General features: G+C 69.7%; 25 protein-coding genes, 1 tRNA gene and 2 pseudogenes. 14 read left to right on the top strand and 14 right to left on the bottom strand.

Features of this window, described 5'->3' with window-relative positions; translation table 11 throughout:
- Nucleotides 1–228: 228 nt before the first annotated feature.
- The 3 genes and pseudogenes from IG98_RS0138410 to IG98_RS0138400 all read left to right on the top strand — a co-directional run.
- Nucleotides 229–555 (top strand): hypothetical protein, encoded by a 327-nt coding sequence (locus IG98_RS0138410; protein WP_030924228.1) that lies wholly within the window; start codon nucleotides 229–231, stop codon nucleotides 553–555.
- Between the two features lie 180 nt (nucleotides 556–735).
- A complete protein-coding gene (gene hemC / locus IG98_RS0138405; RefSeq protein ID WP_051753482.1) occupies nucleotides 736–1,719 on the top strand; it encodes a hydroxymethylbilane synthase in 984 nt (327 codons plus the stop codon).
- Between the two features lie 31 nt (nucleotides 1,720–1,750).
- A pseudogene (locus IG98_RS0138400) lies at nucleotides 1,751–2,200 on the top strand (NUDIX domain-containing protein); the annotation flags it as partial.
- Between the two features lie 190 nt (nucleotides 2,201–2,390).
- On the opposite strand, the gene IG98_RS0138395 reads toward IG98_RS0138400, so the two are convergent.
- The 5 genes and pseudogenes from IG98_RS0138395 to IG98_RS0138375 all read right to left on the bottom strand — a co-directional run bounded on the left by IG98_RS0138395 (nucleotide 2,391) and on the right by IG98_RS0138375 (nucleotide 8,181).
- The gene (locus tag IG98_RS0138395) at nucleotides 2,391–3,176 is read right to left on the bottom strand and encodes a type II secretion system F family protein (protein WP_084195970.1); all 786 of its coding nucleotides are present in this window, start codon (nucleotides 3,174–3,176) and stop codon (nucleotides 2,391–2,393) included.
- Between the two features lie 35 nt (nucleotides 3,177–3,211).
- On the bottom strand, nucleotides 3,212–3,916 hold the full coding sequence (locus tag IG98_RS0138390; RefSeq protein ID WP_030924216.1) for a type II secretion system F family protein: 705 nt from the start codon (nucleotides 3,914–3,916) through the stop codon (nucleotides 3,212–3,214).
- Between the two features lie 311 nt (nucleotides 3,917–4,227).
- Nucleotides 4,228–5,391, bottom strand: a pseudogene (locus IG98_RS0138385) (TadA family conjugal transfer-associated ATPase); the annotation flags it as partial.
- Nucleotides 5,388–6,434 (bottom strand): septum site-determining protein Ssd, encoded by a 1,047-nt coding sequence (gene ssd, locus IG98_RS0138380; RefSeq protein ID WP_037972429.1) that lies wholly within the window; start codon nucleotides 6,432–6,434, stop codon nucleotides 5,388–5,390. The gene ssd and the pseudogene IG98_RS0138385, both read right to left, overlap by 4 nt.
- 973 nt (nucleotides 6,435–7,407) lie before the next feature.
- Nucleotides 7,408–8,181: a Fic family protein gene (locus IG98_RS0138375; RefSeq protein ID WP_030924209.1), complete on the bottom strand. Its 774-nt coding sequence runs from the start codon at nucleotides 8,179–8,181 to the stop codon at nucleotides 7,408–7,410.
- 337 nt (nucleotides 8,182–8,518) lie between these two features.
- Here IG98_RS0138375 and acs point away from each other — a divergent pair, with 337 nt between their 5' ends.
- From acs to IG98_RS0138355, 4 genes are all read left to right on the top strand, one after another.
- Complete coding sequence (acs, locus tag IG98_RS0138370; protein ID WP_051753480.1) at nucleotides 8,519–10,504, top strand: acetate--CoA ligase; 1,986 nt, start codon at nucleotides 8,519–8,521, stop codon at nucleotides 10,502–10,504.
- 457 nt (nucleotides 10,505–10,961) lie between these two features.
- A complete protein-coding gene (locus tag IG98_RS0138365) occupies nucleotides 10,962–11,429 on the top strand; it encodes a phage holin family protein (protein ID WP_030924203.1) in 468 nt (155 codons plus the stop codon).
- A complete protein-coding gene (locus IG98_RS0138360; protein WP_030924200.1) occupies nucleotides 11,426–12,349 on the top strand; it encodes an alpha/beta fold hydrolase in 924 nt (307 codons plus the stop codon). Before IG98_RS0138365 ends, IG98_RS0138360 begins: the two co-directional genes overlap by 4 nt.
- Nucleotides 12,346–12,849 carry a DUF309 domain-containing protein gene (locus IG98_RS0138355; RefSeq protein ID WP_030924197.1) on the top strand — a complete coding sequence of 168 codons (504 nt, stop codon included), beginning with the start codon at nucleotides 12,346–12,348 and terminating at the stop codon, nucleotides 12,847–12,849. The genes IG98_RS0138360 and IG98_RS0138355 overlap by 4 nt, the downstream gene beginning before the upstream one ends.
- Here IG98_RS0138355 and IG98_RS0138350 read toward each other — a convergent pair whose 3' ends face one another.
- Complete coding sequence (locus tag IG98_RS0138350; protein WP_030924194.1) at nucleotides 12,850–14,046, bottom strand: MarP family serine protease; 1,197 nt, start codon at nucleotides 14,044–14,046, stop codon at nucleotides 12,850–12,852. It lies immediately after the preceding gene.
- A gap of 72 nt (nucleotides 14,047–14,118) precedes the next feature.
- On the opposite strand from IG98_RS0138350, the gene IG98_RS0138345 reads away from it, so the two are divergent.
- A complete protein-coding gene (locus IG98_RS0138345) occupies nucleotides 14,119–14,670 on the top strand; it encodes a HEAT repeat domain-containing protein (protein ID WP_030924192.1) in 552 nt (183 codons plus the stop codon).
- On the opposite strand, the gene IG98_RS0138340 is transcribed toward IG98_RS0138345, so the two are convergent.
- A complete protein-coding gene (locus IG98_RS0138340; RefSeq protein WP_030924188.1) occupies nucleotides 14,620–15,264 on the bottom strand; it encodes an NUDIX domain-containing protein in 645 nt (214 codons plus the stop codon). The two genes, IG98_RS0138345 and IG98_RS0138340, sit on opposite strands and share 51 nt — an antisense overlap.
- Before the next feature lie 118 nt (nucleotides 15,265–15,382).
- Nucleotides 15,383–16,102 carry an endonuclease III gene (nth, locus tag IG98_RS0138335; protein WP_030924185.1) on the bottom strand — a complete coding sequence of 240 codons (720 nt, stop codon included), beginning with the start codon at nucleotides 16,100–16,102 and terminating at the stop codon, nucleotides 15,383–15,385.
- An 87-nt stretch (nucleotides 16,103–16,189) separates the two neighbouring features.
- On the opposite strand from nth, the gene IG98_RS0138330 reads away from it, so the two are divergent.
- Nucleotides 16,190–16,870: a Crp/Fnr family transcriptional regulator gene (locus IG98_RS0138330; protein ID WP_030924182.1), complete on the top strand. Its 681-nt coding sequence runs from the start codon at nucleotides 16,190–16,192 to the stop codon at nucleotides 16,868–16,870.
- Between the two features lie 51 nt (nucleotides 16,871–16,921).
- Here the strand turns inward: IG98_RS0138330 and IG98_RS0138325 are convergent, their stop codons facing one another.
- The 4 genes from IG98_RS0138325 to sp36 form a co-directional block, all read right to left on the bottom strand.
- Nucleotides 16,922–17,710 (bottom strand): MBL fold metallo-hydrolase, encoded by a 789-nt coding sequence (locus IG98_RS0138325; protein WP_030924180.1) that lies wholly within the window; start codon nucleotides 17,708–17,710, stop codon nucleotides 16,922–16,924.
- Entirely contained in the window at nucleotides 17,707–18,546 is an 840-nt protein-coding gene (locus IG98_RS0138320) for an NUDIX hydrolase (RefSeq protein ID WP_037972423.1), read from the bottom strand. Before IG98_RS0138320 ends, IG98_RS0138325 begins: the two co-directional genes overlap by 4 nt.
- Before the next feature lie 238 nt (nucleotides 18,547–18,784).
- Complete coding sequence (locus tag IG98_RS0138315) at nucleotides 18,785–19,243, bottom strand: RidA family protein (protein WP_030924176.1); 459 nt, start codon at nucleotides 19,241–19,243, stop codon at nucleotides 18,785–18,787.
- On the bottom strand, nucleotides 19,240–19,395 hold the full coding sequence (gene sp36, locus IG98_RS52865) for a Sp36 family protein (RefSeq protein WP_012887236.1): 156 nt from the start codon (nucleotides 19,393–19,395) through the stop codon (nucleotides 19,240–19,242). The genes IG98_RS0138315 and sp36 overlap by 4 nt, the downstream gene beginning before the upstream one ends.
- A gap of 401 nt (nucleotides 19,396–19,796) precedes the next feature.
- Between sp36 and bagA the strand changes: the two genes are divergently transcribed.
- Both bagA and bagB read left to right on the top strand, forming a co-directional pair.
- Nucleotides 19,797–20,801: an ATPase BagA gene (bagA, locus tag IG98_RS0138305; protein WP_030924173.1), complete on the top strand. Its 1,005-nt coding sequence runs from the start codon at nucleotides 19,797–19,799 to the stop codon at nucleotides 20,799–20,801.
- Nucleotides 20,798–21,925: an ATPase BagB gene (gene bagB, locus IG98_RS0138300; RefSeq protein ID WP_030924170.1), complete on the top strand. Its 1,128-nt coding sequence runs from the start codon at nucleotides 20,798–20,800 to the stop codon at nucleotides 21,923–21,925. The genes bagA and bagB overlap by 4 nt, the downstream gene beginning before the upstream one ends.
- 101 nt (nucleotides 21,926–22,026) lie before the next feature.
- Here the strand turns inward: bagB and IG98_RS0138295 are convergent, their stop codons facing one another.
- A complete protein-coding gene (locus IG98_RS0138295) occupies nucleotides 22,027–22,323 on the bottom strand; it encodes a WhiB family transcriptional regulator (protein WP_012887233.1) in 297 nt (98 codons plus the stop codon).
- A gap of 265 nt (nucleotides 22,324–22,588) precedes the next feature.
- Here IG98_RS0138295 and IG98_RS0138290 point away from each other — a divergent pair, with 265 nt between their 5' ends.
- On the top strand, nucleotides 22,589–24,838 hold the full coding sequence (locus IG98_RS0138290; protein WP_084195968.1) for a transglycosylase domain-containing protein: 2,250 nt from the start codon (nucleotides 22,589–22,591) through the stop codon (nucleotides 24,836–24,838).
- A gap of 105 nt (nucleotides 24,839–24,943) precedes the next feature.
- Here the strand turns inward: IG98_RS0138290 and IG98_RS0138285 are convergent, their stop codons facing one another.
- Entirely contained in the window at nucleotides 24,944–25,402 is a 459-nt protein-coding gene (locus IG98_RS0138285) for a GatB/YqeY domain-containing protein (protein WP_030924164.1), read from the bottom strand.
- Nucleotides 25,403–25,482: 80 nt separating this feature from the next.
- Between IG98_RS0138285 and IG98_RS0138280 the strand changes: the two genes are divergently transcribed.
- Complete coding sequence (locus IG98_RS0138280) at nucleotides 25,483–26,406, top strand: metallophosphoesterase (protein ID WP_030924161.1); 924 nt, start codon at nucleotides 25,483–25,485, stop codon at nucleotides 26,404–26,406.
- Nucleotides 26,407–26,441: 35 nt separating this feature from the next.
- Nucleotides 26,442–26,515, top strand: a tRNA-Pro gene (locus IG98_RS0138275).
- The last annotated feature ends 37 nt before the right edge of the window (nucleotides 26,516–26,552 follow it).

Genomic DNA, 26,552 nt, shown 5'->3' with positions numbered 1-26,552 from the left:
AAGCCTGGCAGTGCACCGACCCCAACGAATGCCACATCGTCTACGCGAACAGCGCCACCGCCCTGTGGGACCTCATGCAACAGACAGAACTCGACCTCCGGCGGACCACATCACCCGCTCCCACACCACCCACACCCGACACGGCCAGCCGTCCGGCCCCGCCACTCTCCGCAACCCTGGGACCCATACATCTCGCTCTACCCCCTCACCGCCGGAGGGGAGCCAGCCGTGATCCCTCACCCTGACACCCCGGCGGGCGAACGGCCGAACGCCACCGGGTGGCACCCCGGCGCCGTCGCCGCCCTCAAGCACCTGCGCACCGAGCTCCATGCCCACCGCATTTACCCGACCATCTCCTACGACCAAGGCCGACTCTGCCTGGTGATCAGCGCGGAGCTGATCGTGTGGACCGACCAGGCGGGCACGGTCTTCTGCTGGGGCGCCTCCTTCATGGAGGAACCCGCCGACCAGGCACCGGCCGAGGACCTTCCCCGGGCCGCGCACCGAATCGCCGGACGACTCGGGAAGCACTACACCGAACCCGCCTCACCCTGAGCAGCGCGGCGGCACGGCGACCAACCTCCCGTGCCGCCGCGCCCCTACTCCCCGCGGGCGGCGCGTAACCAGAGGGCCGTTCGCGGGGCCGGACGTAGTCGTGGCCTCTATCTTCAGCACATCTTCACCTCATCACACTCTGTAACCCCTACTTCGTTCACCCGAGAGAGTCTCAATCCCATGACCGATGTGTTCCTCAACCGATTCGCCGACACCCCGCTCCGGATCGGCACCCGCACCTCCACCCTGGCCAAGATCCAGGCCGGCCATGTCGCCGAGATGATCACCAAGTTCGCGCCCGAGATCCCGATCGAGATCGTGCCGACGCAGGTCACTGCCGACCTGTGGCCCGGCGACCTGGCCGAGATCGGCGGCAAGGGAGCCTTCAGCAAGGAAATCGACAGCGCCTTGACCGGAGGCCGGATCGACATCGCCGTCCACTGCGTCAAAGACGTCCCCGGCGATGTGCCTCTGGCCGAGGGCACCGCGTTCGGCGCCTACCTGGAACGGGACGACGTCCACGACGTCGTCGTCACCCGCGACGGCGTTGCCCTGGCCGACCTGCCCGCCGGTTCCCTGATCGGCACCAGCTCCGTGCGGCGTCGCGCACAGCTCAGCATCCACCGGCCCGACCTGCGCACCGAACGCATCCGCGGCAACGTCGACACCCGCCTGACCAAGCTCGACGAGGACGGCAAGTACGCCGCGCTGATCCTGGCCCGCACCAGCCTGAGCCGTCTCGGCCTGCTGGATCGCCACCATGAGATCCTGCCCCTGGAGTTCCACACCACAGGCGAAGGCGTGTCCATGGTGCCGCCCGTAGGTGCGGGCGTCATCGGTATCCAGGCCCGCCAGTCCGACGGGCCGGTCATGCGACTGCTGGACGAGTTCAACCACGTGCCCACCGCCCGGCACGTCCTCGCTGAGCGCACCATGCTGCATATGCTGCGTGGCCACTGCAACTCCCCGATCGCCGGACATGCCTGCACCACCGCCGACGGGAAAATGAGCCTGTTCGGCATGGTGTTCAACCGTGACGGCAGCGCGTTCGTCCGCTCCCACGCCTGGGGAGAGCATGCCGACCCGGCCACGCTTGGAGCGCGCGTCGCCGCTGACCTGCTCCACCAGGGCGCCCGTAACCTGATCACCGCCACCCGGAAATGACCTCGGCCGAACCGTACGGCGCGCGGTCACCGCCCACCTTCTCGTGCTCGACGAGGCGGGCCGGTGGCTCCTGTTGCGTACTGCCCGCGACCACACCCGCTGGCAGCTGCCCGGCGGGCGGATCCGGCGCGGTGAGAGCCCGGCCACCGCCGCGCACCGTGAAGCTGTCGAGGAGACTGGCGTACAGGGCTTGCATGCCGAGCGGCTCTTGACCGTCGCGTGGATCCCCGCCAGCAGCGGCGACCGCCACGACCGGATCGCGTTCGTCTTCTCCACCCGCCTACTACGAGCCGAGGACCTGGAAACAATCACCGTGGATGCCCGCGAGGTCGACGCCTGGTGCCTGAGCGCTCCGCCGCAGGCCCTGGAGCAGCTTCACCCGCTGCTGACCGAGCGACTCACCGATGTCATTCGGCACGGCCCCGGCCATTACCTCGACCAAGACCCCACTTCTCGACGCAACAGGGCTATGCGGCCCTAGAGACACGAAACAGGCCCCGTCCCCCTTCGGAGAACCGGGGCCGTGTTCCGCAACGCCCGGTATCCAAACCGCACCCCAGTTCCCCGAACCGAAAACAGCCTGCGCCACCTGTACAGACGCTCCGGCAGGCCGCCACCCCGGCACGGACGGGGGCCGAGCGGTTGGTCGGCCGTGATCGTGGTGACGGTCGTCAGGGAAGGAGCACCTCGCCGGCGAGGCCGGCCACGACGGGGATGATGCCCAGGAAGACGAACGCGGGCAGGAAACAGAGCCCCAGGGGAGCGACCACCTGGACGCCGACCCGTTGGGCGGCCGCCGACGATGCGGCGCGGACGGCACGGCGGAAGTCGTCGGAGAGCCGGGTGAGGACATCGGCCACCGGTGCGCCACTCAACGCGGCCCGGCTCATGGCACGGGCCAACGGGGCGAGCGAGCGCTCGGAGGCCAGGGCCTGCCAGGCGCTCTCCGGTGCGGCTCCCAGTCTCAGCTGGCCGCTCACCCAGGCCAGTCTCTCGCCCAGTGGTCCCCCGATCGCCTCCGCCGTGACGTCGACGGCTCCGGTGATCGGCTGGCCCGCGCGCAGGCAGGCGACCATAAGATCGACCGCCAGCGGCAGATCCGCCGTCAACCGCCGGTGTTCCTCGCGCAGTTCGGGTGGCTCTCGCCGCCGCAGCACCGCCAGCGCGATCCCGGAACCTGCCGCCCCGACGACCGCTCCCGGCGGACCTCCCACGGCCAGGAACGCCGCCAGCCCCACGGCGAGGGCCGCCGCGATCTCACCCCGGCTCGGCCGCCGCCGTCCCTCCATCCTCGTGGCCGGGAAAAACGTGGGTGCTTCAGCCTCTGGCCGTACCTTCGGGAACCCGGCCGGGTGTGCCGAGCACCGTGCGCGGCAAAGCCGGTCGGCGGGTTCACGCCGGGCGATCCAGAGCCGGACGGCGATTCCGGTGAGCACCACGGCAAGCAGAGTGATCATTTTCTCTCCTTCTCGCGATCCGGGCCACGAAGACGTCAGCCCCGCTGGGCCCGGACGACCAGGCGATGGGTCCACCACAGGCCACAGGCGTCGAGTGCGAGACCGACGACCAGACAGCCGACGCCCGCCGGACCGCCGAACAGGAAGTGCAGTGGGCGCATGCCGAGGCCGGCCGCCATCAGCAGGCCGAGGACGGGCAGACCTGACAGCAGACGGGCCGTGGCGCGAGGGCCGGCGAGTTGGGCGGCGATGTCCTGGCGATGGCTCTGGGCCTCTCTCAGGGAGGCGGCGACACGATCGACAAGGACGGCCAGACCCGCCCCCGCTGTCACGCTCACCTTCCAGCAGGCGGCCAGTGCCCGCAATGCCTCGCCTCCCTGCTCCGGCGCCACGGCCAGTAAAGCGGCGGGTACGTCGCCACCGTCCCTCGCGGCCGCGACCAGCGGGCGCAGCGCCTCGGGATCGGGAAACCCGGCTGCCCGCACGGCCCGCGCCAGCGCGTCACCGGCCGTCCGTCCCGCCGCCAGTTCGGCGGCGAGACCCTGACAGAGCTCGATCGACGCGACCCGCCAGGCCACCGCGCGCCGGGAGGGCCGCGAGTGAGCGGCGAACCGCTCACGCAAAGAGGACGAGGCGACCGGGCCGTGACGGCGTAGGCGGCCCAGGCGGGCGGTGCCGGAATCCGCGCCCGTCCACAACCATGCCGCCAGGGTGACCAGAACCAGGGCGGCCGCCGTCATGACGTCGGCCGTGACATCGTCCTTGAGGCCGTTCGTGACGTCGGCTCGCCAGGACTGGGACGGCCGGGAACGTCCAGCCGCGTCTTCCGGCGAAACGGGGGTGCGGGGTCACCGGAACCCGAGGCGTCAGGAGAGACCTCCCGTGGACGCGCGGGATCCCGGACGTCCGGCCCCGGGCCGCCGAGAGCCTCGGAGGCCGAGGTATCCCGGGAGGAGGTGACCGGTGCCTCGGACGGCCCGTACGACCGCGGCGGGCGGGGCGACAGGTAGGGCCTGCGGCGGGGAGTCGGCGAGGCGGGGATACCGGGCGCTCGGGCCGCGAGGGCGGGTAGACCGGGGCCGGGACTCATCCGGCCGTCCGGAGCGAAGGTGAGGGCCGGTTCGGCCTCCACCAGTCCCGAAGGGCGGCGGATCATCATGCAGATCTCGGCGACCCGGCGGCGCCCGTCGGCATGGTCGCGAGCGAGGTGGATGACGACGTCCAGGGCCGCGGCGAGCTGGCTGTGGACCGCCTCCCTGCTGAGACCCGCCGCGCATGCCAGCGCCTCCAGGCGGGGCGGCACATCGGTCGCGGTGTTGGCGTGCAGGGTGCCGCAGCCTCCCTCGTGACCGGTGTTCAAAGCATTTAGAAGATCGACTACTTCCGACCCCCTCACCTCGCCGACGACGAGACGATCGGGACGCATCCGCAGGGCCTGACGGACGAGGTCGCGCAGGCCGACGCCACCGGCGCCCTCCAGGTTGGCCGGGCGCGCCTCCAGGCGGACGACATGGGGATGCAGTGGTCTCAGCTCGGCGGAGTCCTCGACCAGCAGCAGCCTTTCACCGGGGTCCGCCAGGGAGAGCAGGGCCGACAACATGGTCGTCTTGCCGGTCCCCGTACCGCCGGTGACCAGGAAGGCGACCCTCGACTCGATCATCGCGGTGAGAACGGCGACGCTTTCCGCCCCGATCGCGCCCGCCTCGACCAGATCGTGAAGGGTGAGGGTGCGCCGGGGCGGGAGCCGTAAGGACAGGCAGGTGCCGTTGGGCGCCACGGGCGGCAGGACGGCGTGCAGCCGGACACCTCCCGCCAGGCGGGCGTCGACATAGGGGCAGGCGTCGTCGAGGCGCCTGCCCGCGGCGGAGGCGAGCCGCTGCGCGAGCCGCCGGAGCGCGTCTTCGCCGGGGAAGACGACCGAGGTCAGGCGCAGCCCGTGCCCGTCGTCGACCCACACCTCGCGTGGGCCGTTCACCAGCACATCGGTGACCTGTGCCTCGGCCAGCAACGGCTCCAGCGGACCCGCTCCGATGAGATCGGCGCACAGGACCCGGGCCACCGCCAGAATCTCCGCGTCGCCGAGCATCGCCCGTTCGGCTCGCAGCGCCACCGCGACGTGCGCGGCGCTGGGCTCGACTCCCGTCCTGGCCAGCCGTACCCGGACCGCCTCCACCAGCTCCGGCGAGACCGTCGGCGCGCCCTCGACCCGTTTCACCTGTCCGCTCCGAGCCGCTCGTGCAGGAAAGCGGCACAGAACCGTCCGAGAGAGGTGCGACGGCCGAGTGGGGGAACGTCCCCCCGATCAAGGGCGGCGGCGAGGCGAGGCTGATCGGGGAGGCTACCGCCGTGCGGGACGCCGAGCGAGCCCGTCACCACCTCGTCGGTCAGGACCCCGCTGCGCACCACGGCCCGTACCTCACCGGTGTGCTCGCGCAGGGAGGCCAGCACCTGTGCCGCGGCGAGCACGCCGCGCACGTCGGCGGTGACGACCAGGAGGGTGGTGCCGGCCCGGCCGAGCGCCTCCACCGCGGCCTGGTCGAGGTGGCGCGGCAGGTCGACGACCACCAGCTCGAAGCCCCTGCGCCCCGCTTCGAGGACCGAGCGCATCGCCTCGGCCGGGATCGGCTCGACCTCGCCCCGGCTGAAGGAGAGCAGCGTCAGCCCCGCGAAGGTCGGCAGGGCCGCCTGGAGCGCCGTGCAGCTGACCCTGCCCTCACGGGCGACCAGGTCCGACCAGCGCGCTCCGTCGGACTCCTCCTGGCCGAGAAGGAGATCCAGGCCTCCGCCAAGCGGGTCGGCGTCGATCAGGAGGGTGCGGATGCGCCGGCGGGACGCGGCCAGCGCCAGCGAGCCCGCCAGCACGCTGGCCCCGGCTCCGCCGCGCCCGCCCGCGACGCAGACCACGAATCCCGGCGTGGCGGGTGGCTCGACGACGTCTGCGAACTCGTCGACCAGCCGGCGCTCCGCAGCGGGCAGTTCCAGCACGGCCTGAGCGCCGACCGCGACGCACCTGCGCCATGTGTCGGGGTCGTCGCAGGTGCGGGTGACCAGGAGAACACGGGGGCGAGGTGGCGGTCCGGTCGAGGCCAGCGCGCCTGCCATGTCGTCACCGACGACGACCAGCGGAGCACGGTTCCAGTAGGGCCGGGCGTGCGCGGGCGCGTGGGCGACGTCAAGCTCGGCTCCGGCCGCGGCGGCGATGCGGAGCAGGTCGTCGAGCAGATCACGGTCTTCGGTGATGACCAGCGGGCGGTCCACTGATGCCTCCTGGGATGCGGGGACCCCACCCTCCGCGATGGCTCCCCATCCCCGAGGTACCGAACGCCATCCTGTGGAAGACCGGCTCCGAGGTGACCCGGCCTGTGGACAACCAGCCCCCCGAAAGAAGCCGTACGAGCACGGCAGACCTCGGGCAGGCGGGCAGAGACGAACACCTCAGCGGGCCTGCCTCACACGTTCACACGTCGACGCACCGCACCGAGAGCCTACGAAGCCTTCCACCGCGGCGGGAGTGACCGCTGGGAAAAGAGGCGACCCCCGTCGGGGGGAGGACGGGGGTCGCCGACCGGTCCGGCTCTGGGGGGGTAGAGCCGGTCCCGTTTCAGAAGAAAGCTTCAACGGCCGACCAGAGCATGGCAAAGGATTGTGGTGCAACCTGTGCGCAGTTACTCCGGTTTGGGGAGATACCAACTCATGCTGCCCGATCAACTCAAGTTTCGTCGAGGAGTAATCCTCAATTTCCACTAGTTTTTTAATGTAACGATCCAGTCTCCGGATACCGCCCGATCCGGGCACGCTCCTCGCACGAGCGAACCGCGACTACGTTAAGTGATCATCATCGGAGCCCGGCCCCGCCCGCGCGGACGGCATCGGGCGGCCTCGCGCGACGCGCGATGGCATACGAGTGGGTTTGCTGATTAATGTCCCTCGATCCGCAAAGGTTTTGCCCCTAGGGGTTCCCATCAGCGCGGATCGGACGTACAAAGGTTGCACGGACCATGTGTCCGGGCACGACCGCTGGGTACCCACGCGCCGTCAGCCGCGGGAGGCGCGTTGAAGCGGGCTTGTCCCGTTTCAACGATTATCAGGTGCACGCTTGGTAACCCGGTAGGAACGTGCCGACGACGGCGCCCCTACCAGGGGCGCCGTCGGCTCGTGTGGGCGGGTGTCCGTAATCGATGACCGTAAGTGATCCAGCATGCGCGGACAGCGTTCCCTGTCGAGATCGGGATCAGCCCCGCTGCATGGCCTCGCAGATCGCCGTGGCCTCGCGCACGCCCAGGGTGACCGCCGTCGCGCAGTGTCGCACCCACGCCGCGACGCCCTCGGGGGTACCGCTCAGGTACGACCGCAGTCCCTCCCCGTAGGCCGGGCCGAGTTCGAGGTGACCCACCTCGACGGCCACCAGCGATTTCGGGTCCAGGCCGAACTCCACCAGCGTCAGCCGCTCCGCCGCCCGCGCGACCAGCCCGTCCGCCGTCCCGAAGGGGCGCAGCACCGCCAGCTCCGCGTGCACGACGGCGGCGAGCACCAGCGCCGGCGCCTTCGAGGAGGCCGTCACCAGTTGGACGAGACCGTCCACCCGCGCCACCGCCTCCTGCGGTTCGGGCGCGGCGCCAATACCGAGCGGATCGGACGCCTCGGGCGTGGCCCTGGGGCGGCCGAGGTCCTTGGTGAGCCCGGAGGCGGCGAGCGTGTGCAGCCTGGCCAGCACCTGGCGGGGCGCCGTACGCCAGGTCGAGCCGAGCCGCCCCAGCTCGGCCGAGACGCGCAGCGCGCCCTGTACCACCGGGTCGGTGGCCTCGGGGATGACATCGAGCGGGATGTCCACGCCCTCCAGTGCGGCTGACGCACGAGCGCCGCGCAGGGCGGACCTGGCCGACACCTCCGGGCTCTTACGCCGCAGTACTCGGTGCCCGTAAAGCCGGTCGACGGCCTTGCGCGCATCGGTGACCGCCTCGGACACTCCGGGCATTCCTGCGATGACAGCCAATGGGTCGCTCACGCTGCCCGACCCTATCGGGGCCGCTCGGCGAGACCTCGACCAGGCTGCGGGGTAACCTCCGGCGGCTCGGAAAACAGCCGCGGAACCGTTCGCCGAGCGCATGCCACCGTCCGGCGCAGCGCCGTGTCAATACGCGTTGAATAACGCCGTCTACCTTCTTACGGTGTCGAAAACACAACATTTCCAGAGTGGTCGTTCCCGCAAAATCAAGCATTTTGAAGGCATATGAGGCCTTGTCACCGATTGGTACAGACCTGTCTAGACCTCTTGTGGGGAGCACCGGTGGCCTGGTGAAGTGGGACACGACCAGTCGATAGCAGTACGTGAGGAGTGCGTAGTGGCCCCGGAGACCCCTGGTTCCGAGTCTCGTGAGACCCAGGAGACGCTGTCGAACCTGCTGAACGAGACCAGGCGGTTCGCACCTCCCGCAGGCCTGGCCGCGGCCGCGAACGTGACCGCCGACGCCTATACGGAGGCCGAGCAGGACCGCCTCGCCTTCTGGGAGAAGCAGGCCGACCGCCTGACCTGGTCAAAGCGCTGGGACAGCACCCTTGAGTGGAACCCGCCCTTCGCCAAGTGGTTCGTGGGCGGCGAGCTCAACATCGCCTACAACTGCGTCGACCGCCACGTGGAGGCCGGTCACGGTGACAAGGTCGCCTATTACTGGGAGGGCGAGCCCGAGGGCGACAGCCGCACGCTCACCTACGCCGACCTGCGGCGCGAGGTCTCCAAGGCCGCCAACGCGCTCTCCGAGCTGGGCGTCGGCAAGGGTGACCGGGTCGCGATCTACATGCCGATGATCCCCGAGCTGCCGATCACGATGCTGGCCTGTGCCCGGATCGGAGCGATCCACTCGGTCGTGTTCGGCGGGTTCTCCTCCACCGCGCTCAGCGGCCGGATCAAGGACGCGGACGCCAAGATCGTGGTCACCGCCGACGGCGGCTACCGCCGCGGCGCGCCCAGCGCGCTCAAGCCGACCGTGGACGAGGCGGTCGCGGAGTGCCCCGGCATCGAGCACGTCCTGGTCGTGAGACGGACCGGCCAGGAGGTCGACCAGACCGACAAGGACGTCTGGTGGCACGATGTGGTGGACCGGCAGTCCGACGTCCACGAGGCGCTGCCGAACGACGCCGAGGACCCGCTCTACATCCTCTACACCAGCGGCACGACCGGTAGGCCCAAGGGCATCCTGCACACCACCGGCGGCTACCTCACCCAGGCCGCGTACACCCACGACGCGGTCTTCGACCTCAAGCCCGCCACCGACGTCTACTGGTGCACCGCCGACATCGGCTGGGTGACCGGCCACTCCTACATCGTGTACGGCCCGCTGGCCAACGGCGCGACCAGCGTCATCTACGAGGGCACTCCGGACACCCCGCACCGCGGCCGGTTCTGGGAGATCGTGCAGAAGTACGGGGTCACGCTGCTCTACACCGCCCCGACGGCCATCCGCACGTTCATGAAGTGGGGCGACGACATCCCCGCCAAGTACGACATGTCATCTCTGCGGATCCTGGGCAGCGTCGGCGAGCCGATCAACCCCGAGGCGTACGTCTGGTACCGCGAGCACATCGGCGGCAACCGCACCCCGGTCGTCGACACCTGGTGGCAGACCGAGACCGGCGCCATCATGATCAGCCCGCTGCCCGGCGTCACCGAGGGCAAGCCCGGCGCGGCCATGCGCCCGCTGCCGGGCATCACCGCCGACGTGGTCGACGACCAGGGCCGGAGCGTCGGCAACGGCGGTGGCGGCTACCTCGCGATCCGCGACCCGTGGCCGTCGATGCTCCGCACGATCTGGGGCGACGACCAGCGCTACATCGACACCTACTGGTCCCGCTTCGAGGGCATGTACTTCGCGGGCGACGGTGCCAAGAGGGACCAGGACGGCGACATCTGGCTGCTCGGCCGGGTGGACGACGTCATGCTCGTCTCCGGGCACAACATCTCCACCACCGAGGTCGAGTCGGCACTGGTCTCCCACCCGAAGGTCGCGGAGGCGGCCGTGGTCGGAGCGACCGACCCGGTGACCGGGCAGGCCATCGTGTCGTTCGTGATCCTGCGCGGCAATGCCGAGGAAGGTGCGGATATCGCCGCCGAACTCCGTGCCCACGTGTCCAGGACACTGGGCCCGATCGCGAAGCCCCGCCAGATCCTGGTGGTGCCCGAGCTGCCCAAGACCCGCTCCGGCAAGATCATGCGGCGTCTACTGCGCGACGTGGCGGAGAACCGCAGCATCGGCGACGTCACCACCCTGGCCGACAGCACGGTGATGAATCTCATCTCGGAGAAACTGCCCAGCGCCAAGAGCGAGGACTGAGCGAACCGGAGGACCCGGGTGGGCCAGGACCCCTGGCCCACCCGGGTCCGGCTCCCCGTCACCGCCGCGATGTTCGCCGACCCGCCGCCGGGGTAGCCCCCGGCCGTGACAACCTCCCCACCGGTGTCGTCGTCCGGCACCGGAACCGAAAACCCTGATCAAAGGCTGCGGGCGGAAAACCAGCCGGAGATCCTACCCGACCTCCGCGTCCCACCGCTTCGAAGGCACACCCGGCGGCGCGGATTCCCGCCACCGGACGGCCGGGACCTCACCAACCCGGTACGGCCGGACTAAAGTCTGAAGTCTTGACGACGCAGATATTCGATGACACATGCGCGATTACCACAGTTGTGCTCGCGACACCGGCTCCGGTGACGATCCCGCGGCAGGTGTGCGTGCACGACCGCCTCAGGGCGCAGCATGATGTTCGACAGAGGCCCTTGATAGGAGACCGTCCATGACACATATCCCGCCCGCGGAGCCACAGGAGGAGTCGCTGGGCGCACTGGTCGCCGCGGCCAGTGACCACATATCCACACTGGTCCGTGCCGAGATCGAGTTGGCCAAGGCAGAGCTCAGGTTCGACGCCAAACGGGTCGGCGTGGCGGCGGGTCTCTTCGGCGCCGCGGCGTTCATGGCCCACCTGTGCCTGATCCTCGCCTCGTTCGCGATCGCCTACGGCCTGGTCGCCGCGGGCCTGTGGACCTGGCTCGCCTTCCTGATCGTCACCGTGTTCTACCTGATCGTGGCCGGGCTGCTGGTCTTCGTCGGCATCCGGCGGCTCAAGGGCCTGACCGGAATGCGGCGGACCCTGCACTCGCTCAAGACCATCAAGAGCGGAGCCGAGGCCGGCGCCGTTCCCACCGCTCCGGTCACGGCCGGTCAGGTGGGCAGCCATCGCGATCCGGTGAGACCGGGCCAGTGAGCAGACCCGACGAGTCCATGGTCAGGTTGGAAGGTCCGTGGACCCACCACTCGGTCCATGCCGGAGGCACCCGCTTCCACGTCGTGGAGGCCGGTACGGGCCCCCTCGTACTGCTGCTCCACGGATTCCCGCAGTTCTGGTGGAGCTGGCGCAACCAACTTGTCTCGCTTCCGGCAGCGGGCTACCGCGCCGTCGCCGTCGATCTGCGTGGCTACGGTGCCAGTGACAAGCCACCACGTGGCTATGACCTGTACACCCTGGCCGCCGACGCGGCCGGGCTGGTCAGGGCACTGGGCGAGAGCTCCGCGATCGTCGTCGGCCACGACTGGGGCGGGCTGCTCGCCTGGACCATGGCCGTGAAGGACCCGAAGGCGGTCCTGCGGCTGGTCACCGTCTCCGCGCCGCATCCCCGCCGGCTCCGCACCGCGCTGTTCACCGAGCCGTTCGGCCAGTTCAGGGCGGCTCGCTACGCGCTGGGATTCCAGCTGCCGCTGCTCCCCGAGCGGCGCCTGACCGCCGACTCCGGCGCCATGGTGGGGCGGTTGCTGGAGAAGTGGTCGGCCCCCGGCTGGCCGCAGGAGGAGGTGACGCAGACCTACCGCGACGCGTTCCGCATCCCCAACGTCTCGCACTGCGCGCTGGAGTACCACCGCTGGTTCGGCCGCTCCCAGCTCCGCCCGGACGGGTGGCGCTACGCGAGGACCATGCGCGCCCAGATCAACGTACCGACTCTGCAGGTGCACGGCGCGTTCGACCGGCACGTCCTGCCCCGCACCGCCCAGGGCTCGGGCCGCTACGTGGCCGCCCCCTACCGGTGGCGGCTGATCGAGGGCGCCGGGCACTTCCCGCACGAGGAGTGCCCGGAGGAGTTCGACGCCGAACTCGTCGCCTGGCTGTCCGATCCGGAGCCCGACCGATGAACGGGCGGGACCGGGACGCCGATGGAAGGCCGCGCAACCGGCGTCCTCGCGACGCGTTCGGGAGGCCGCTTCCGTACGGCGCGGAGGGCGTGGAACGCATCCCGGACGACTACGCGCCAAGCGCGGAGGAGGCGGTCTTTGAGGCTCGCAGGTTGCTCGGCGAGGGGCGCCCGTTCCACGCCCACGAGGTGCTGGAAGGCCGCTGGAAGAACTCCCCCGCCCAGGAGCGCGAGCTGTGGCAGGGGCTGGCGCAGATCTGTGTGGGCCTCACCCACCTGCAGCGGGGCAACCGCGGCGGAGCCGCGACGCTGTTCGCCCGGGGCGCCGACCGGATCAGCCGGTACGGCACGCCGTACGAGGAGATGGCCGTGGCGGTCGGAAGGCTGGACGACCTGGACGCCGAAACGGCCATCGCCGTGATCAGAGACCTGATCCAGCACCGGGTTCCCCCCAAGGGGGCGAGTCCGGGGGCCTCACCGGACGGGACGTCCGAGGCCTGATCAGCTCCGGGTGCACTCCTGGGTGTTCACCCGGTGGGACAGCTTGGAGCCGTCCTCGGCGTCCGGCGCCACTTCGGCGGCGGTCAACACGAAGCCGGTCTCCGCCCGGTCGGTGGCCGCCGCGAAGACGACGCCGTAGACCTTGCCGTCGGTGGTGAGCAGCGGCCCGCCGGAGTTGCCCTGCCGGACCAGGCTGCGGATCCAGTAGACATCCCGGTTGACGGTCTTGTGCTCGTAGATGTTGGGGCCCTGAGCCCTCTGCCGGTCCCTGATCCGGGCCGGTTCCATGGTGTAACCCTGGCCGTGCGGGAAGCCCGCGACGATGGCGTCGTCGTCCTTCTTGGCTGTGCCGTCGAAGCGCAGGATCGGCAGGTCCAGGCCGGGGACGCGCAGGATCGCGATGTCCCTGTCGGGGTTGTAGAGCACGACCTGGGCCGAGTGGACGTTGTTGAGATGGTCGATGACCTGAAGGTCCTGGTCGACCCCGGCGACCACGTGCGCGTTCGTCATGATCTTGTCCTGGGCGTAGACGAACCCGGTGCCCTCGATGTGCTTGCGGCAGCTGGTGGCCACGCCCTGGACCTTGACGATGCCCCGACGGGCCCGGGTGAGCGCCGCGCTCTTCGGCACACTCCGGTCGGGCGGCGCGACCTCGACGAACTGGCCGCTCGCTATGCCGTCGAACACCCTGGGAAAACCGGAGGTGTCGATGAAGTCCCTGAAGGGCTTCTGCAGGTCCCTGGCCAGCTTCGGCATCGTCTGATCGACCGTTTTGATCAGCAGGGACTTACTGACCTGCTCACCGAGCAGCGTGAACTGCGAAGAGGTGATCAGCGAGCCGATCAGCCACGCGATGATCAGCACCGAGAAGGCGCTCGCGAAGGTGCCGCCGACCGCGTCGACGACCTTGGCGGGTTCCCAGGTGACATGGCTGCGGACCACCGCGCCGATCGTCGACGACGCGAACTGGCCGATCGTGGCGGCGAGGAAGACGATGACGATCGCCAGCAGCGCCCGCTCGGTCTCACCGTCGACCACCGCTCCGGCGATGGGCGGGGCGATGAACATGCCCAGCAGGCCACCACCGACAAAACCGACAAAGCTCAGGGCCCCGATGATGAACCCCTGGCGGTATCCCGACACCGCGAAGGCCACCATCAGGGCGATCAGGATGAGGTCGAGGAGATCACCGCTCACTCCCTTACGGTATCCAGCCTCTGCCCCGCGCGTGCACACCTTCTGCGAGGTCTCTGCGGTTATCGTGGCCGGATGGCGATGATCGAAGGAGCGGCGACCGTGGCGTCTCTCATCGAGACCGCGCTACGGGAGCGAGATCAGGAGGGTGCGGCCCGCTGGCGCGCGATCACCCGGTTGCAGGAACGGGGCGATCTGGAGACCTTCACCGCGGCCCGGAGACTCTGCTCGGGAAAGACCGCGGCCGAGCGGATGCTCGGGGTCGACATCCTGGGACGACTCGGCTTCGTCGACCGGACGCTGCCGGTGCTCCGCGCCCTGTCCGTCAGCGAGGACGACCGCCTGGTGCTCTACTCGGTGTTGATCGCCTTCGGCCACCTCAGGGACCGCCGCGCGCTGCCGTCGGTGATCGCCCTCTCCGAACACGCCGACCCCCGGATCAGGTACGGGGCCGCCTACGCGCTGCCGAACATCATGGGCAGCCCCCCCGACCCGACGGGCCTGGCCGCGCTGAGACGGCTGACCCTCGATCCCGACGGGGACGTGGCCGACTGGGCTCGCCTCGGTCTGGCCCTGTCAACGGGACGCGAGGTTGAGGACGTCAGGCGGAATGTCCTCGATCCGTGAACGATCCCAGGGAAGCTCGAAACCCGAACGGCCGAGCACGGTGTCGAGCACTCCCGCGGTGAATCCCCACACCAGCAGCCCGCGCACCCGGAACGCCGGCCCCGAGTAACCGCTCGGATGGCGCAACCTGATCCGGTTCGCCGGATCGACGAGCTCGCGGATCGGGATCCGCTCCACCGACTCCACTTCGTCCGGCGAGGCCGCGTGGACCACGCAGGGCGTGTGCCACCAGGCCAGCACCGGGGTCACCCGGTTGTCGCTGCGATTCACGTACAGCTCGGGCATGGTCCCGATCACCCGGACACCCGTCGGATCGAGACCGGTCTCCTCAACGGCCTCGCGCAGCGCCGCGGCGATCGGGCCGTCGTCCTCCGGGTCCACCCCGCCGCCCGGGAACGCAGGCTGACCGGCGTGTGTGCGCCCGTTCGAGCTCCGCTGGATGAGCAGCACGTCCGGACCGAGTGGCCCCTCACCGAAGAGCAGCAGCACCGCGGCCGACCGCCCGCCGGACGCCGGCGGGCGAAACATCGAGGGCACCGGCATTCCCGCGACCCGCTCCGCCAGTGTTTCCAACCATCCGGGAACCTCTTCCACGGGCACACCTCCGGTCCTCTGCAACACGGCGTCCCGCCCTGCGCTTCCCGGTACCGGTGGGATGTTGGCGGATCCACCAGGACCCGGAGGCGGCCTTACCGCGGCGGTACGGAAAAGATCATGAGAAGGGGCCGGGGCGCACCAGCTTGACGGCCTGGACGGGATCCGTGGGGCCGATGCCGTACGAGGGGCAGAGCGCGGCGAGCGGGCAGACTCCGCAGGCCGGCGTGCGGGCGTGGCAGACACGGCGGCCGTGCCAGATCAGGCGGTGGGACATCATCGTCCAGTCGCGCTTCGGGATGAGCTCGGCGACGACCTGCTCGATCTTCACCGGGTCGGTCTCCGAGGTCCAGTGGAAGCGGTGGACGAGCCGCTGGAAGTGGGTGTCGACGGTGATGCCGGGCACCCCGAAGGCGTTGCCGAGCACCACGTTGGCGGTCTTGCGGCCGACCCCCGGCAGGGTCACCAGGTCCTTGAGCCTCCCGGGGACCTCGCCGCCGAAGCGCTCGCAGAGGCCCTGGGCCATGCCGATGATGCTGTTGGTCTTGGCCCGGAAGAACCCGGTGGGCCGGATGATCCCCTCCAACTCGGCCCGGTCCGCACCGGCGTAGTCTTCTGCTGTGGGATATTTCACAAAAAGGGTAGGAGTGACCGTATTGACCCTTTTGTCCGTGCACTGTGCGGACAGGATTGTCGCGACCAACAGCTCGAGAGGATTGCGAAAGTCGAGCTCGCAATGGGCGTCGGGATAGGCCTCCGCCAGGATTCGGTCCATTCGCCGAGCTCGACGTACCAGAGCGAGCTGAGATTCACCACCGGGGCTGACGTTGCGGAGCACTCCGACAGCCTACGCTCAAGGCCCCCCGCAGAGCCGCTCGGTGGGATGGGTCACAATGACTGCGTGAGCCGTGAAACGGGAGGCACTGTGAACTCCGACGATGTGCTGGGCAAGGCCCCTCTGTTCGCCGCGCTCGACCGGGAGAGCGCCGCCGCGCTGCGCACGAGCATCTCCGAGGTGCGCCTCGCCAAGGGACAGACCCTTTTCAGCGAGAACGAGACCGGGGATCGCCTCTACGTGGTGCTCGAAGGCAAGATCAAACTCTCCCGCACCGCGCCCGACGGCCGGGAGAACCTGCTCAGCGTGCTCGGCCCGGGTGAGATGTTCGGCGAGCTCTCCCTGTTCGACCCCCGTCCCCGTACGGCGTCCGCCACAGCGCTGACCGACGTCCTGCTGGCCGGGCTCGGACACGACGACCTGCGCCCCTGGCTGACCGGCCGTCCCGAGGTCGCCCTTCACCTGCTGCGCGCCCTGGCCCAGCGCCTTCGCCGTACCAACGACGTGCTGGCCGACCTGGTCTTCACAGACGTGCCAGGACGGGTGGCCAAGGCCCTGCTGGACCTGGCCGACCGTTTCGGCCAGCGGGTCGACGACGGCGTGCGGGTCCACCACGACCTCACCCAGGAGGAGCTGGCCCAGCTGGTCGGCGCCTCCCGCGAGACCGTGAACAAGGCACTGGCCGACTTCGCCCAGCGCGGCTGGCTGCGCATCGAGGCCAAGGCCGTGGTCATCATGGACCTGGAGCGGCTGCACAACCGCTCGCGCTGACGTGCCCTGTCCGGCCGGCCCTCATCACGGCGGGGCCCGCCAGGGGCGGAGCTAGCCGTCCAGATAGGCGAGCTGCGCGCGAACCGACATCTCGGCGGCGAACCAGAGGGACCTGTCCACCTCCGCGTAGACGATCTCGACGATCTCGCGGGGCGTCGTCGCCCCCTGTGCCCTGGCCTCCCGGATCTGGTCCAACCGCCGCCGCCGGTGCGCGACGTAGCCGTCGAGCGTGCCGATCGGGTCGGGGAGCACCGGACCGTGGCCGGGCAGCAGCGCCTCCGCCCCGACCTGCTCGGCCTTCGCCCTGAGCAGGTCCAGGGAACGCAGGTAGTCCGCCAGGTCACCGTCCGAGGCGATCACGGTGGTGCCGCGGCCGAGCACGGTGTCGCCGGTGAGGATCGCCCTGTCCCGCGGCAACCAGAAGCAGAGCGAGTCGAACGAGTGGCCCGGTGTGCCCACCACGTGCAGCTCCAGGTCCCCGGCGGTGAGCACGTCGCCGTCGCCGAGCCCCTCCTCGCCCAGCCGGTGCCTGGGGTCCAGCGCCCTGACCGGCGCGCCGACCAGCCCGGCGAACCTCGCGGCACCGCCGCTGTGGTCGTGATGCCCGTGAGTCAGCAGGATCGTGGCGACCCGGCGGCCCTCCAGATGGCCGGCGACCCGCGCCAGGTGCTCCTCGTCATCGGGGCCGGGGTCGACGACCAGCACCTCCTCGCCGAGGCCGATCACCCACGTGTTGGTACCGTCCAGGGTCATCTCGGAGGGGTTGGGGGCGAGCAGGTTGAGCGCGTGCTCCGTACCCGCACCGTCGGGCCCACCCAGAGGGATCCGCAGCCCGCTCACCGCGAACCGCCGAACTCGTAGTCGTCGTCGAGCACGATGCGCATCTCACCGTCCACTTCGGCGATCTTGGGCATGAAGGTCACGATCTCACGCTCGGCCGCCAGCGTCTCGGAGACCTTGTCGTAGGCGCACAGCTCGGTGAGCGTGCGGTGGGTCGGGGGCATCAGGAAGATCTGGCCCGTCCTCCCCTGGTCGAGCGCGTCGGCGGGCCGGACCCAGACCACCTGGTCGGCCTCGCCGCCGACGTCGCGGGTGAGCTGGCCCGGCGGGAGCGCGGCGACGAAGAAGCGGGTGTCGAAACGCTTGTTCTCGACCTCGGGAGTGATCCAGTGGGCCCAGGGGCGGAGCAGGTCGGAGCGGAGGACCAGGCCGCGCCTGCCGAGGAGGTCGGCGAAGGACAGGGTCCTGTCGATCAGGGCGAGCCGGTCGGCCTCCCAGCCGTCACCGGTGGTGTCGGCCACGACGGACTCCGCGGACGGCCCGGCCAGCAGCACCCCCGACTCCTCGAACGTCTCCCGCACGGCGGCGCACACCAGGCCCCGCGCGGTCTGCTCGTCCGCGTGGAAGATCTCACCCCAGGCCGCGGGCGTAGGGCCGGCCCAGGTGATCTCCTGGTCGGTGTCGCGCGGGTCGACGGACCCACCTGGGAAGACGTAGGCCCCGGCGGCGAAGGCCATGCTCGCCTTGCGCCTCAGCAGGTAGACCTCCACCTGGTCGGCGTTCTCGCGGAGGATGACCACGGTGGCGGCGTCTCGTGCGGGGACCGGCGCGACCCGCCCGGCCAGAATGTCGCGTGCACGCTGACCGAACTCGCCGGGAAGCGGGATACCGCCCATTTGAGACCCTCCGCCAGAACATGACTCGGTTGCCGGGTCCATCATGTGGCACGGCACCGCCCCGGACAATCGCGGGGTCCTTCCCGGCGCACCACCCCGGCGGGTGGGGCGCCGGGAGGCGGCCCCGGCGGGCCCCACGGCCCCTCCACGGCCCCCGGTGGGCTCCCGCCGCCTTCCGGCCGTCGGTGTGCCCTCGCGGCCGTCAGGGCCTCGCTGACGCCGGGGTGTCCACCCGACCTCAGCGGACCTCGGCGATCACCTCGACCTCGACCGGCGCGTCCAGCGGGAGAACGGCGACACCGACCGCACTCCTGGCGTGCCTGCCCGCGTCGCCGAGCACCGCGGTGAGCAGCTCGCTGGCGCCGTTGACGACCTGCGGCTGGCCGGTGAAGCCGGGGGCGCTGGCCACGAACCCGACCACCTTAACGATCCGCACGATGTTCGATAGTCCTCCGGCCTCAGACGCGACCGCGGCGAGGGCGTTGAGCGCGCAGATCCTCGCGAGCTCGTAGGCGTCCTCGACGCCCACCTCGGCGCCGACCTTCCCGCTGGCCTTCAGCTTGCCGTCAACCACCGGGAGCTGCCCAGAGGTGTAGACGTGGTCACCGGAACGCACCGCCGGGACGTACGCCGCCAGCGGCGGCACCACCTCCGGCAGGGTCAGGCCCAGCTCCGCCAACCTCTCCTCGGCCGTCACTGCTTGGGCCGCTTCAGGTAGGCGACCAGCTGCTCGGGGTTGGGCCCCGGCACGACCTGGACGAGCTCCCAGCCGTCCTGGCCCCAGTTGTCGAGAATCTGCTTCGTCGCATGTACCAGCAGCGGCACTGTCGAGTACTCCCATTTCGTCATGCGGGACACATTAGCGAGACGGCTCCCGGCGAGCCGTCCACTACGGGGCCGCGAGCGCCCGGCATGGCTCATGTCCGCCACCCGGTACCGCCGGAGGCGGGCCGATGATCAGGGCGGTCCGCTGTGAGAATCTACATATTTACTTTCCGCAGCCGATCGATTAGCGAGAGGGCCACACACGACTTCCCGGGCCGCGCCTCCGGCTTCGGACGGGTTCGGCTTCGGGCCGTCCGGCCCACACCGCCTTGCTGACCAGTGTGATCGGCGAAAGAGGCTCTCCGCCTCCCTCTCGGAGCAGGCGCCGGCTCCCGTCTCAGACCCGCCGGGCAACGACGCCTTTTGCGGCCTACCGGGGAAGGCGCCGGAGAGTTGTCAAGTAACCGTTGGGTAGCCTTCGAAAGGTGAGAGCTCGCGACACCGATTGGGACGGCGTACGCCTTCACGTCGTCACCGGCAAGGGTGGCACCGGTAAGACGACGGTGGCCGCCGCACTCGCGCTCGCCCTCGCGGCGGGCGGCGACAAGGTCCTGCTGGTCGAGGTCGAGGGCCGCCAGGGGATCTCCCAGGTCTTCGACCTGCCGCCGCTGCCCTACGAGGAGCGCAAGATCGCCGTCGCACCCGACGGCGGGGATGTCTACGCGCTGGCCATCGACCCCGAGGAGGCGATGCTCGAATACCTCGAGATGTTCTACGGCATGCGCAGGGCCGGCCGGGCACTCACCAAGATCGGCATCATCGACTTCGCCACCACCATCGCCCCCGGCTTCCGCGACGTCCTGGTCACCGGCAAGACGAGCGAGGCCGTCCGGCGCAAGGGCAAGGACGGCCGACGGGTCTACGACGCGGTCGTGCTGGACGCGCCGCCGACCGGCAGGATCGTGCGCTTCCTCAACGTCACCAACGAGGTCGCGGGGCTGGCCAGGGTCGGCCCGATCAAGAACCATGCCGATCTGGTGAACGGCGTCGTCTCCTCTCCGGAGACCGCCGTGCACTTCGTCACGCTCCTGGAGGAGATGCCGGTCCAGGAGACCCTGGACGGCCTGGCCGAGCTCCGCGCCGCCGGGCTCCCGCCCGGGGGGATCTTCATCAACATGGTCCGCGAGTCGCTACTGCCCGACTCCGTCCTGGAGGCCGCCGCCGAGAGCCGGTTCGACCCGGCGGAGCTGGCGCTCGGCCTCAAGGCCGCGGGACTCACCGATGGCGGCTCCGCCGCGGTCACGGTGGCCGAGGCCCTGACCGAGGAGATCACCGAGCACGCCCGCCGCACCGAGCTGGAACGGGACGAGAGGCTGGCGCTGGAGGGGGCCGCACGCCCCCGCTACGAGCTGCCGCTACTGGCCGACGGGGTGGATCTGTCCGGACTGTACGAGCTGGCGGAATCGATCCGCACCCAAGGAGCAGCGTGAAGACCCCTCCGGTCCTCGACCTCGACGCGATCATCGACGACCCGCACACGCGGATCATCGTCTGCTGTGGTTCCGGCGGCGTCGGGAAGACCACCACCGCCGCGGCCCTGGGGCTGCGCGCGGCCGAACGCGGCCGCTCCGCCGTGGTGCTCACGGTCGACCCCGCGCGGCGGCTGGCGCAGTCGATGGGGCTCACCGAACTCGACAACACCCCCAGGCTCGTCGTGGGCGTCGAGGGCGAGGGCCGGCTGCACGCCATGATGCTCGACATGAAGCGGACCTTCGACGAGATCATCGAGGCGCACGCCGACCCCGAGCGAGCTCGCCAGATCCTGACGAACCCCTTCTACCAGTCCCTCTCGTCCAGCTTCGCCGGCACGCAGGAATACATGGCCATGGAGAAGCTGGGCCAGCTCCGGCGGTCGGACGACTGGGATCTGATCATCGTCGACACCCCTCCGTCCCGCTCCGCGCTCGACTTCCTGGACGCCCCCGAGCGACTCGGTCGCTTCCTTGACGGCCGGCTCATCCGGCTGCTCATGGCCCCCGCCAAGGCCGGCGGGCGGAGCGCGTTCAAACTGCTCAACGCGGGTTTCGGCATCGTCGCCGGAGCGCTGACCAAGCTGCTGGGCGCGCAGGTGCTCAAGGACCTGCAGACATTCGTGTCCGCGCTGGACGCCGTCTTCGGCGGTTTCAGGGCGCGGGCCGACCAGACCTACCGGCTCCTGCAAGCCCCCGGAACGGCGTTCCTCGTGGTGGCCTCGCCCGAGCGCGACGCGATACGCGAGGCGTCCTACTTCGTGGAGCGGCTGGCCGAGGAACGCATGCCCCTGGCGGGCCTCGTGGTCAACCGGGTGCACCGCTCGCCCGCGGCCGTGCTGTCCGGAGCGCGGAGCACCGCCGCCGCCGAAGACCTGGAGGCTCGCGGCGAGCACGAGCTCACCTCCGCCGTACTGCGGCTGCACGCGGACCGGATGCAGCTGGCCGCTCGCGAGCAACGCGAGCAGGAGCACTTCATCTCCGCCCACCCCACGGTGCCCGTCGCGCGAGTCCCCGCCATGTCGCAGGACGTGCACGACCTGGAAGGGCTGCGCGAGGTGGGCGACCTGCTGGCCGCCCAGTAGTCGTCACGGCGGCCTGCCGAACCCCGGAGCGCACGTTCGCCGACCCGTGACATACGTGTACGGCTGGCGCTCGGCGCCAGCCGTACGGGATCGGCGCGAACTCAGCCGGCGATCAGCTCATTCGTCCGCTCATATTCTTCTTTGGCCAACTCCAGCAGGTCCCGCCAGGAGTCGACATCCGGCCGCCGACGCAACAGCGCTCGGCGTTCGCGCTCGGTCATCCCGCCCCACACCCCGAACTCGATGCGATTGTCCAGCGCATCGGCGAGGCACTCGGTCCGGACCGGGCATCCTCGGCAGATCAGCTTTGCTCGGTTCTGGGCAGCACCCTGAACGAACAAAGCGTCAGGATCCGCACCCTTACAGGCCGCACGGGAGGTCCAATCCGTGATCCACATTCGACCCCACTCCCCTTAGGTGGTCAGTCGTGACTTGGGCCGACGGGCGCGGGCGTCGGGCCTCGGTATTCAATTGCTGCAGAAAGAGACCGTACGCAACCAGACGTTCGGGCCGACAGACCCCGGCGGGACCAAATTCTCACATGGTCATCCACGGCCATCTGGCCGGGAATGACTAGTCACCCACCTGCGATACAGCACGAAGTCATGGCAAAACAGTGTTCCGTTACCGTTTGGGTTATCCGTCCGACGTACCCTGGGACTCGTGCAAGCTCAAGGCAAAGATCAGGGGTCGGCGGTCGGCAATGTGCTGAAGCTGCTCGGTGCGGCGGCTGTCACAGGTGTGCTCGTCGCCGCGGTGGCGCTTCCGGCGGTGGGCGGCGCGGGGATGACCGTGAACGCGGCGACGAACGAGCTGCGTCTTCTCCCCGAGGAACTCAAGGAACCTCCGCTGGCGGAGAAGACCACCCTGCTCGATGCGGACGGCAAGCAGTTCGCCCAGTTCTACTTCGAGAACCGCGAGTCGGTGAAGCTCGACCAGGTCGCCGACGTCATGAAGACGGCGATCGTGGCGATCGAGGACACCAGGTTCTACGAGCACGGGGCGATCGACATGGAAGGCACCTTCCGCGCGGCGGTGCGGAACGTCTCAGGCGGCGGGGTCGTCCAGGGTGGCTCCTCCATCACGCAGCAGTACGTCAAGCTCGTGCTGCTCAACGCCGCGGAGACCAAGGAGGAGCAGGACGCCGCGATCGCGCCGACGTTCCCCAGAAAGCTCAACGAGCTGCGCTACGCACTGGCGGTCGAGGAGAAGTACACCAAGTCGGAGATCCTTGAGCGCTACCTGAACATCTCCTACTACGGTGCGGGAGCCTACGGCATCCAGGCCGCGTCCAGGCGCTTCTTCGACAAGCCCGCCTCCAAGCTGAACCTGTGGGAGGCGGCCACCCTGGCCGGATCCGTGCAGAACCCGAGCGTTACCGACCCGAGCGCCGGAAAGGCCGCCCGAGCCCGGCTGCTGGAGCGGCGCAACATCGTGCTGAGCCGGATGGCCGAGCTCGGCAAGATCACAACGCAGGAAGCGGAAGAGGCCAAGAAGAAGAAGCTCGGTTTCAAGAACATCGCGGCCCCCGGCGGCTGCGAGGTGAGCGACTACCCCTACTTCTGCATCTACGTCCAGCAGGAGATCGCCTCCAACGAGGACTTCGGCAAGACCCGCAAGCAGCGGGAGAGGCTGCTCCAGCGGGGCGGCCTGACGATCAAGACGACGCTCGACCCGAAGGCGCAGAAGGCCTCGGAGAAGGCGATCAAGCAGTTCGTCCACACCAGCGACAAGCCTGTCGCCTCGCAGGCGATGGTCGTCCCCGGCACCGGCGCCATCAAGGCGATGGCCGCCAGCCGGAAGTTCGGCGGGAACAAGAAGAAGAACGAGATCAGCTACAACCTGGTCGGCGACCGGCTGCACGGTGGCGGAGCGGGCTTCCAGGCCGGCTCCACGTTCAAGCCCTTCACCCTGCTGACGGCCCTCGACAAGGGCTTGAAGCTGAACGACGGCTTCAACACCGGCACCGGCTACCAGGCCCCCAGCCACAGCGCGTTCCGCGACTGCAAGGGCAACGCGGTCGGCGAGCCCAGCCACACCGTCACCAACTCCAGTGAGGGCCCCGGCGGTTTCAACACCCTGACCACCGGCACCCTGGGCTCGGTGAACACCTTCTTCATGCGCCTGGAGCAGGAGGTCGGCCTCTGCGAGACGGTGAAGATGGCCAAGAGCCTGGGCATCCAGCGCGCCGACGGCAACCCGCTGAAGGAGTTCGAGACCTTCACGCTCGGCATCAACGAGATGGACCCGGTGACCGTCTCCGCCGCCTACGCGGCGATCGCCGCCCGCGGCACCTACTGCAGGCCGATGGTGATCACCGAGAGCACCGACCGCGAGGGCAAGAAGACGTCGTACAAGCCCAAGTGCAAGCAGGTCCTGGACGAGGAGGTCACCGACGCGGCCACCCACATCATGTCCGGGGTCTTCACCAAGGGCACGATGAGCCAGGTCGGCGGCATCGGCCGCGACGCGGCGGGCAAGACCGGAACCACCGACGCCTACACCGCCGCCTGGTTCGCCGGGTTCACCCCTGATCTCGCCTCCGCGGTGAGCGTCGGCGACCCGCGCGGCGCCTTCGGGCACGACCTGATCGGCGTGACCATCGGCGGGCGCTACTACGGCTACGTGTACGGCGCCTCGATCGCCGGCCCGATCTGGAAGAACTCCATGATCAACGCGCTCAAGGGAGTCTCTCCGACCTCCTTCACCCCGGTGAACATGGAGCGCTTCGGCGGCTGCACCGGCAACCGGTGCGCGCCCAAGCCGCCGCCGAAGTCCGACCGGGGCGGCGGCGGCGATCGGCGTGGCGGCGGTGACCGGCGTGGCGGCGGCGGCGACCGCCCGCCCTCGCCGGACGGCGGCGGCGGCCGGGAGGTCAACGGCGGCATCACGATCCCTCCGGTCATCCCCTAGGCCCTTGTCCTGTGGGACACCGGAGCCCTCCTCGCCCGACCCCTTCGAAGGTCCGGTGAGGAGGGCTCTCGCCTTACCTGGAGGGCGCCGCCATGACCTCTCGGGTCAGGAGGACGCGAGGCGCGCCCGTACGGCCTGTGCGACGCGACCACCCTCGGCGCGCCCGGCGACCTTCGGGTTCACGATCTTCATGACCTGGCCCATGGCCTGCGGCCCGGAGGCACCGCTCTCGGCGACCGCCTCGTCCACGAGGACGGCGAGCTCCTCGTCGGAGAGCTGGGCGGGCAGGTACGCCTCCAGCACGGCCTGCTCGTCGATCTCCGCCTGCGCCTGCTCCGTCCGGCCGGCACCGCTGAACGCCTCGGCCGCCTCGCGGCGCTTCTTGGCCTCCTTGGTGAGCACCTTGACGACCTCGTCGTCGCTGAGCTCGCGCGCCGCCTTACCCGAGACCTCCTCGACGTTCACGGCCGCGAGGGCCATGCGAATCGTGCGGGTGCGGATCTCGTCCCTGCTCTTCATGGAGGCCGTGAGATCGGCCTTCAGCTTGTCCTTCAATGCGCTCATGCGGTCCATCTTGCCGCCTCACCAGCCCCGCTGTATCCAGAGTTTCCGTCCGCAGGGCCGATCTCGGGCATGATGAGAAGGTGAGGAAAGCAGCTGCGGTGCCCCTGTCCCTGTTCGGTGTCGGCCTGGCCGGCCTCGCGTACGCCTCGATCGTCGAGCGCAACGCGTTCCGGCTGCGCCGCTTCGACGTGCCCGTTCTGGAGCCGGGGCAACGTCCGGTACGCATCCTGCACCTGTCCGACCTGCACCTCACCCCCGGCAGGCGGATGCTCATCGACTGGGTCCGCTCACTCGGAGCCCTCCACCCCGACCTGGTGGTCAACACCGGCGACTCCATCGCGCACCCCGACGCGATCACGCCCCTGATGCATGCCCTGGAACCCCTGCTGTCGCGTCCGGGACTGTTCGTCTACGGCTCCAACGACATGTACGAGCCGAGGCCGAAGAACCCGCTGCGTTATCTCTGGCGCACCTCCAAGGCCGACTACGGCCAGAAGATCCCCACGCTTCCCTGGGAGGAGCTGGGCACCGCCATGGCCGCCGAGGGCTGGCTCGACATGAACAACACCACCGCCCGGGTCAAGGTCGGTGATCTTGACATGGCGGTGGGTGGCATCCACGACTCCCACATCAACCGCGACCGCTACGACCTGATCGCCGGCCCCGCCCCGGCCGAGGCCGACCTGCGGCTGGGGGTGATGCACTCGCCGGAGCCCCGCAACATGACCCGCTTCGCCGCCGACGGCTACCAGCTGCTGCTCGCCGGCCACACCCATGGCGGCCAGCTCTGCGTGCCCTTCTACGGCGCCCTGGTCACCAACTGCGGCATCGACCGGGCCCGGGTCAAGGGCATGAGCCGCCACGACTCCGCCTACCTCCATGTCTCCGCCGGCCTCGGCACCAGCCCCTACGCTCCAGCCCGCTTCGCCTGCTACCCCGAGGCCAGTCTGCTGACCCTGGTGCCCCGTCGACGCGGCGACGCAAGCATCCACGAAGTCCGCTAGACTTTTCCAAGCACGAGCAAGACCGGGCGTGTGACCGGGGTGTGGCGCAGCTTGGTAGCGCGCTTCGTTCGGGACGAAGAGGCCGCAGGTTCAAATCCTGTCACCCCGACGTTGAACAAAGTCCCGAGGTGGAGAGCCGTTTCTGA

Origin of the sequence: Streptosporangium amethystogenes, assembly GCF_000721075.1 — a bacterium.
Taxonomy (GTDB): domain Bacteria; phylum Actinomycetota; class Actinomycetes; order Streptosporangiales; family Streptosporangiaceae; genus Streptosporangium; species Streptosporangium amethystogenes.
Note: the sequence above shows the minus strand (reverse complement) of the source record. Positions and strands in the feature narration are given on the sequence as shown.

Excerpts from the sequence above, each read along its gene's own strand:
- IG98_RS0138365 (WP_030924203.1), top strand. The coding sequence starts at position 10,962 with ATGACACATATCCCGCCCGCGGAGCCACAGGAGGAGTCGCTGGGCGCA.
- IG98_RS0138285 (WP_030924164.1), bottom strand. The coding sequence starts at position 25,402 with ATGAGCGCATTGAAGGACAAGCTGAAGGCCGATCTCACGGCCTCCATG.
- IG98_RS0138395 (WP_084195970.1), bottom strand. The coding sequence starts at position 3,176 with ATGATCACTCTGCTTGCCGTGGTGCTCACCGGAATCGCCGTCCGGCTC.
- IG98_RS0138390 (WP_030924216.1), bottom strand. The coding sequence starts at position 3,916 with ATGACGGCGGCCGCCCTGGTTCTGGTCACCCTGGCGGCATGGTTGTGG.
- IG98_RS0138295 (WP_012887233.1), bottom strand. The coding sequence starts at position 22,323 with ATGTGGATCACGGATTGGACCTCCCGTGCGGCCTGTAAGGGTGCGGAT.
- sp36 (WP_012887236.1), bottom strand. The coding sequence starts at position 19,395 with ATGACGAAATGGGAGTACTCGACAGTGCCGCTGCTGGTACATGCGACG.
- hemC (WP_051753482.1), top strand. The coding sequence starts at position 736 with ATGACCGATGTGTTCCTCAACCGATTCGCCGACACCCCGCTCCGGATC.
- IG98_RS0138320 (WP_037972423.1), bottom strand. The coding sequence starts at position 18,546 with ATGGGCGGTATCCCGCTTCCCGGCGAGTTCGGTCAGCGTGCACGCGAC.
- IG98_RS0138345 (WP_030924192.1), top strand. The coding sequence starts at position 14,119 with ATGGCGATGATCGAAGGAGCGGCGACCGTGGCGTCTCTCATCGAGACC.
- IG98_RS0138355 (WP_030924197.1), top strand. The coding sequence starts at position 12,346 with ATGAACGGGCGGGACCGGGACGCCGATGGAAGGCCGCGCAACCGGCGT.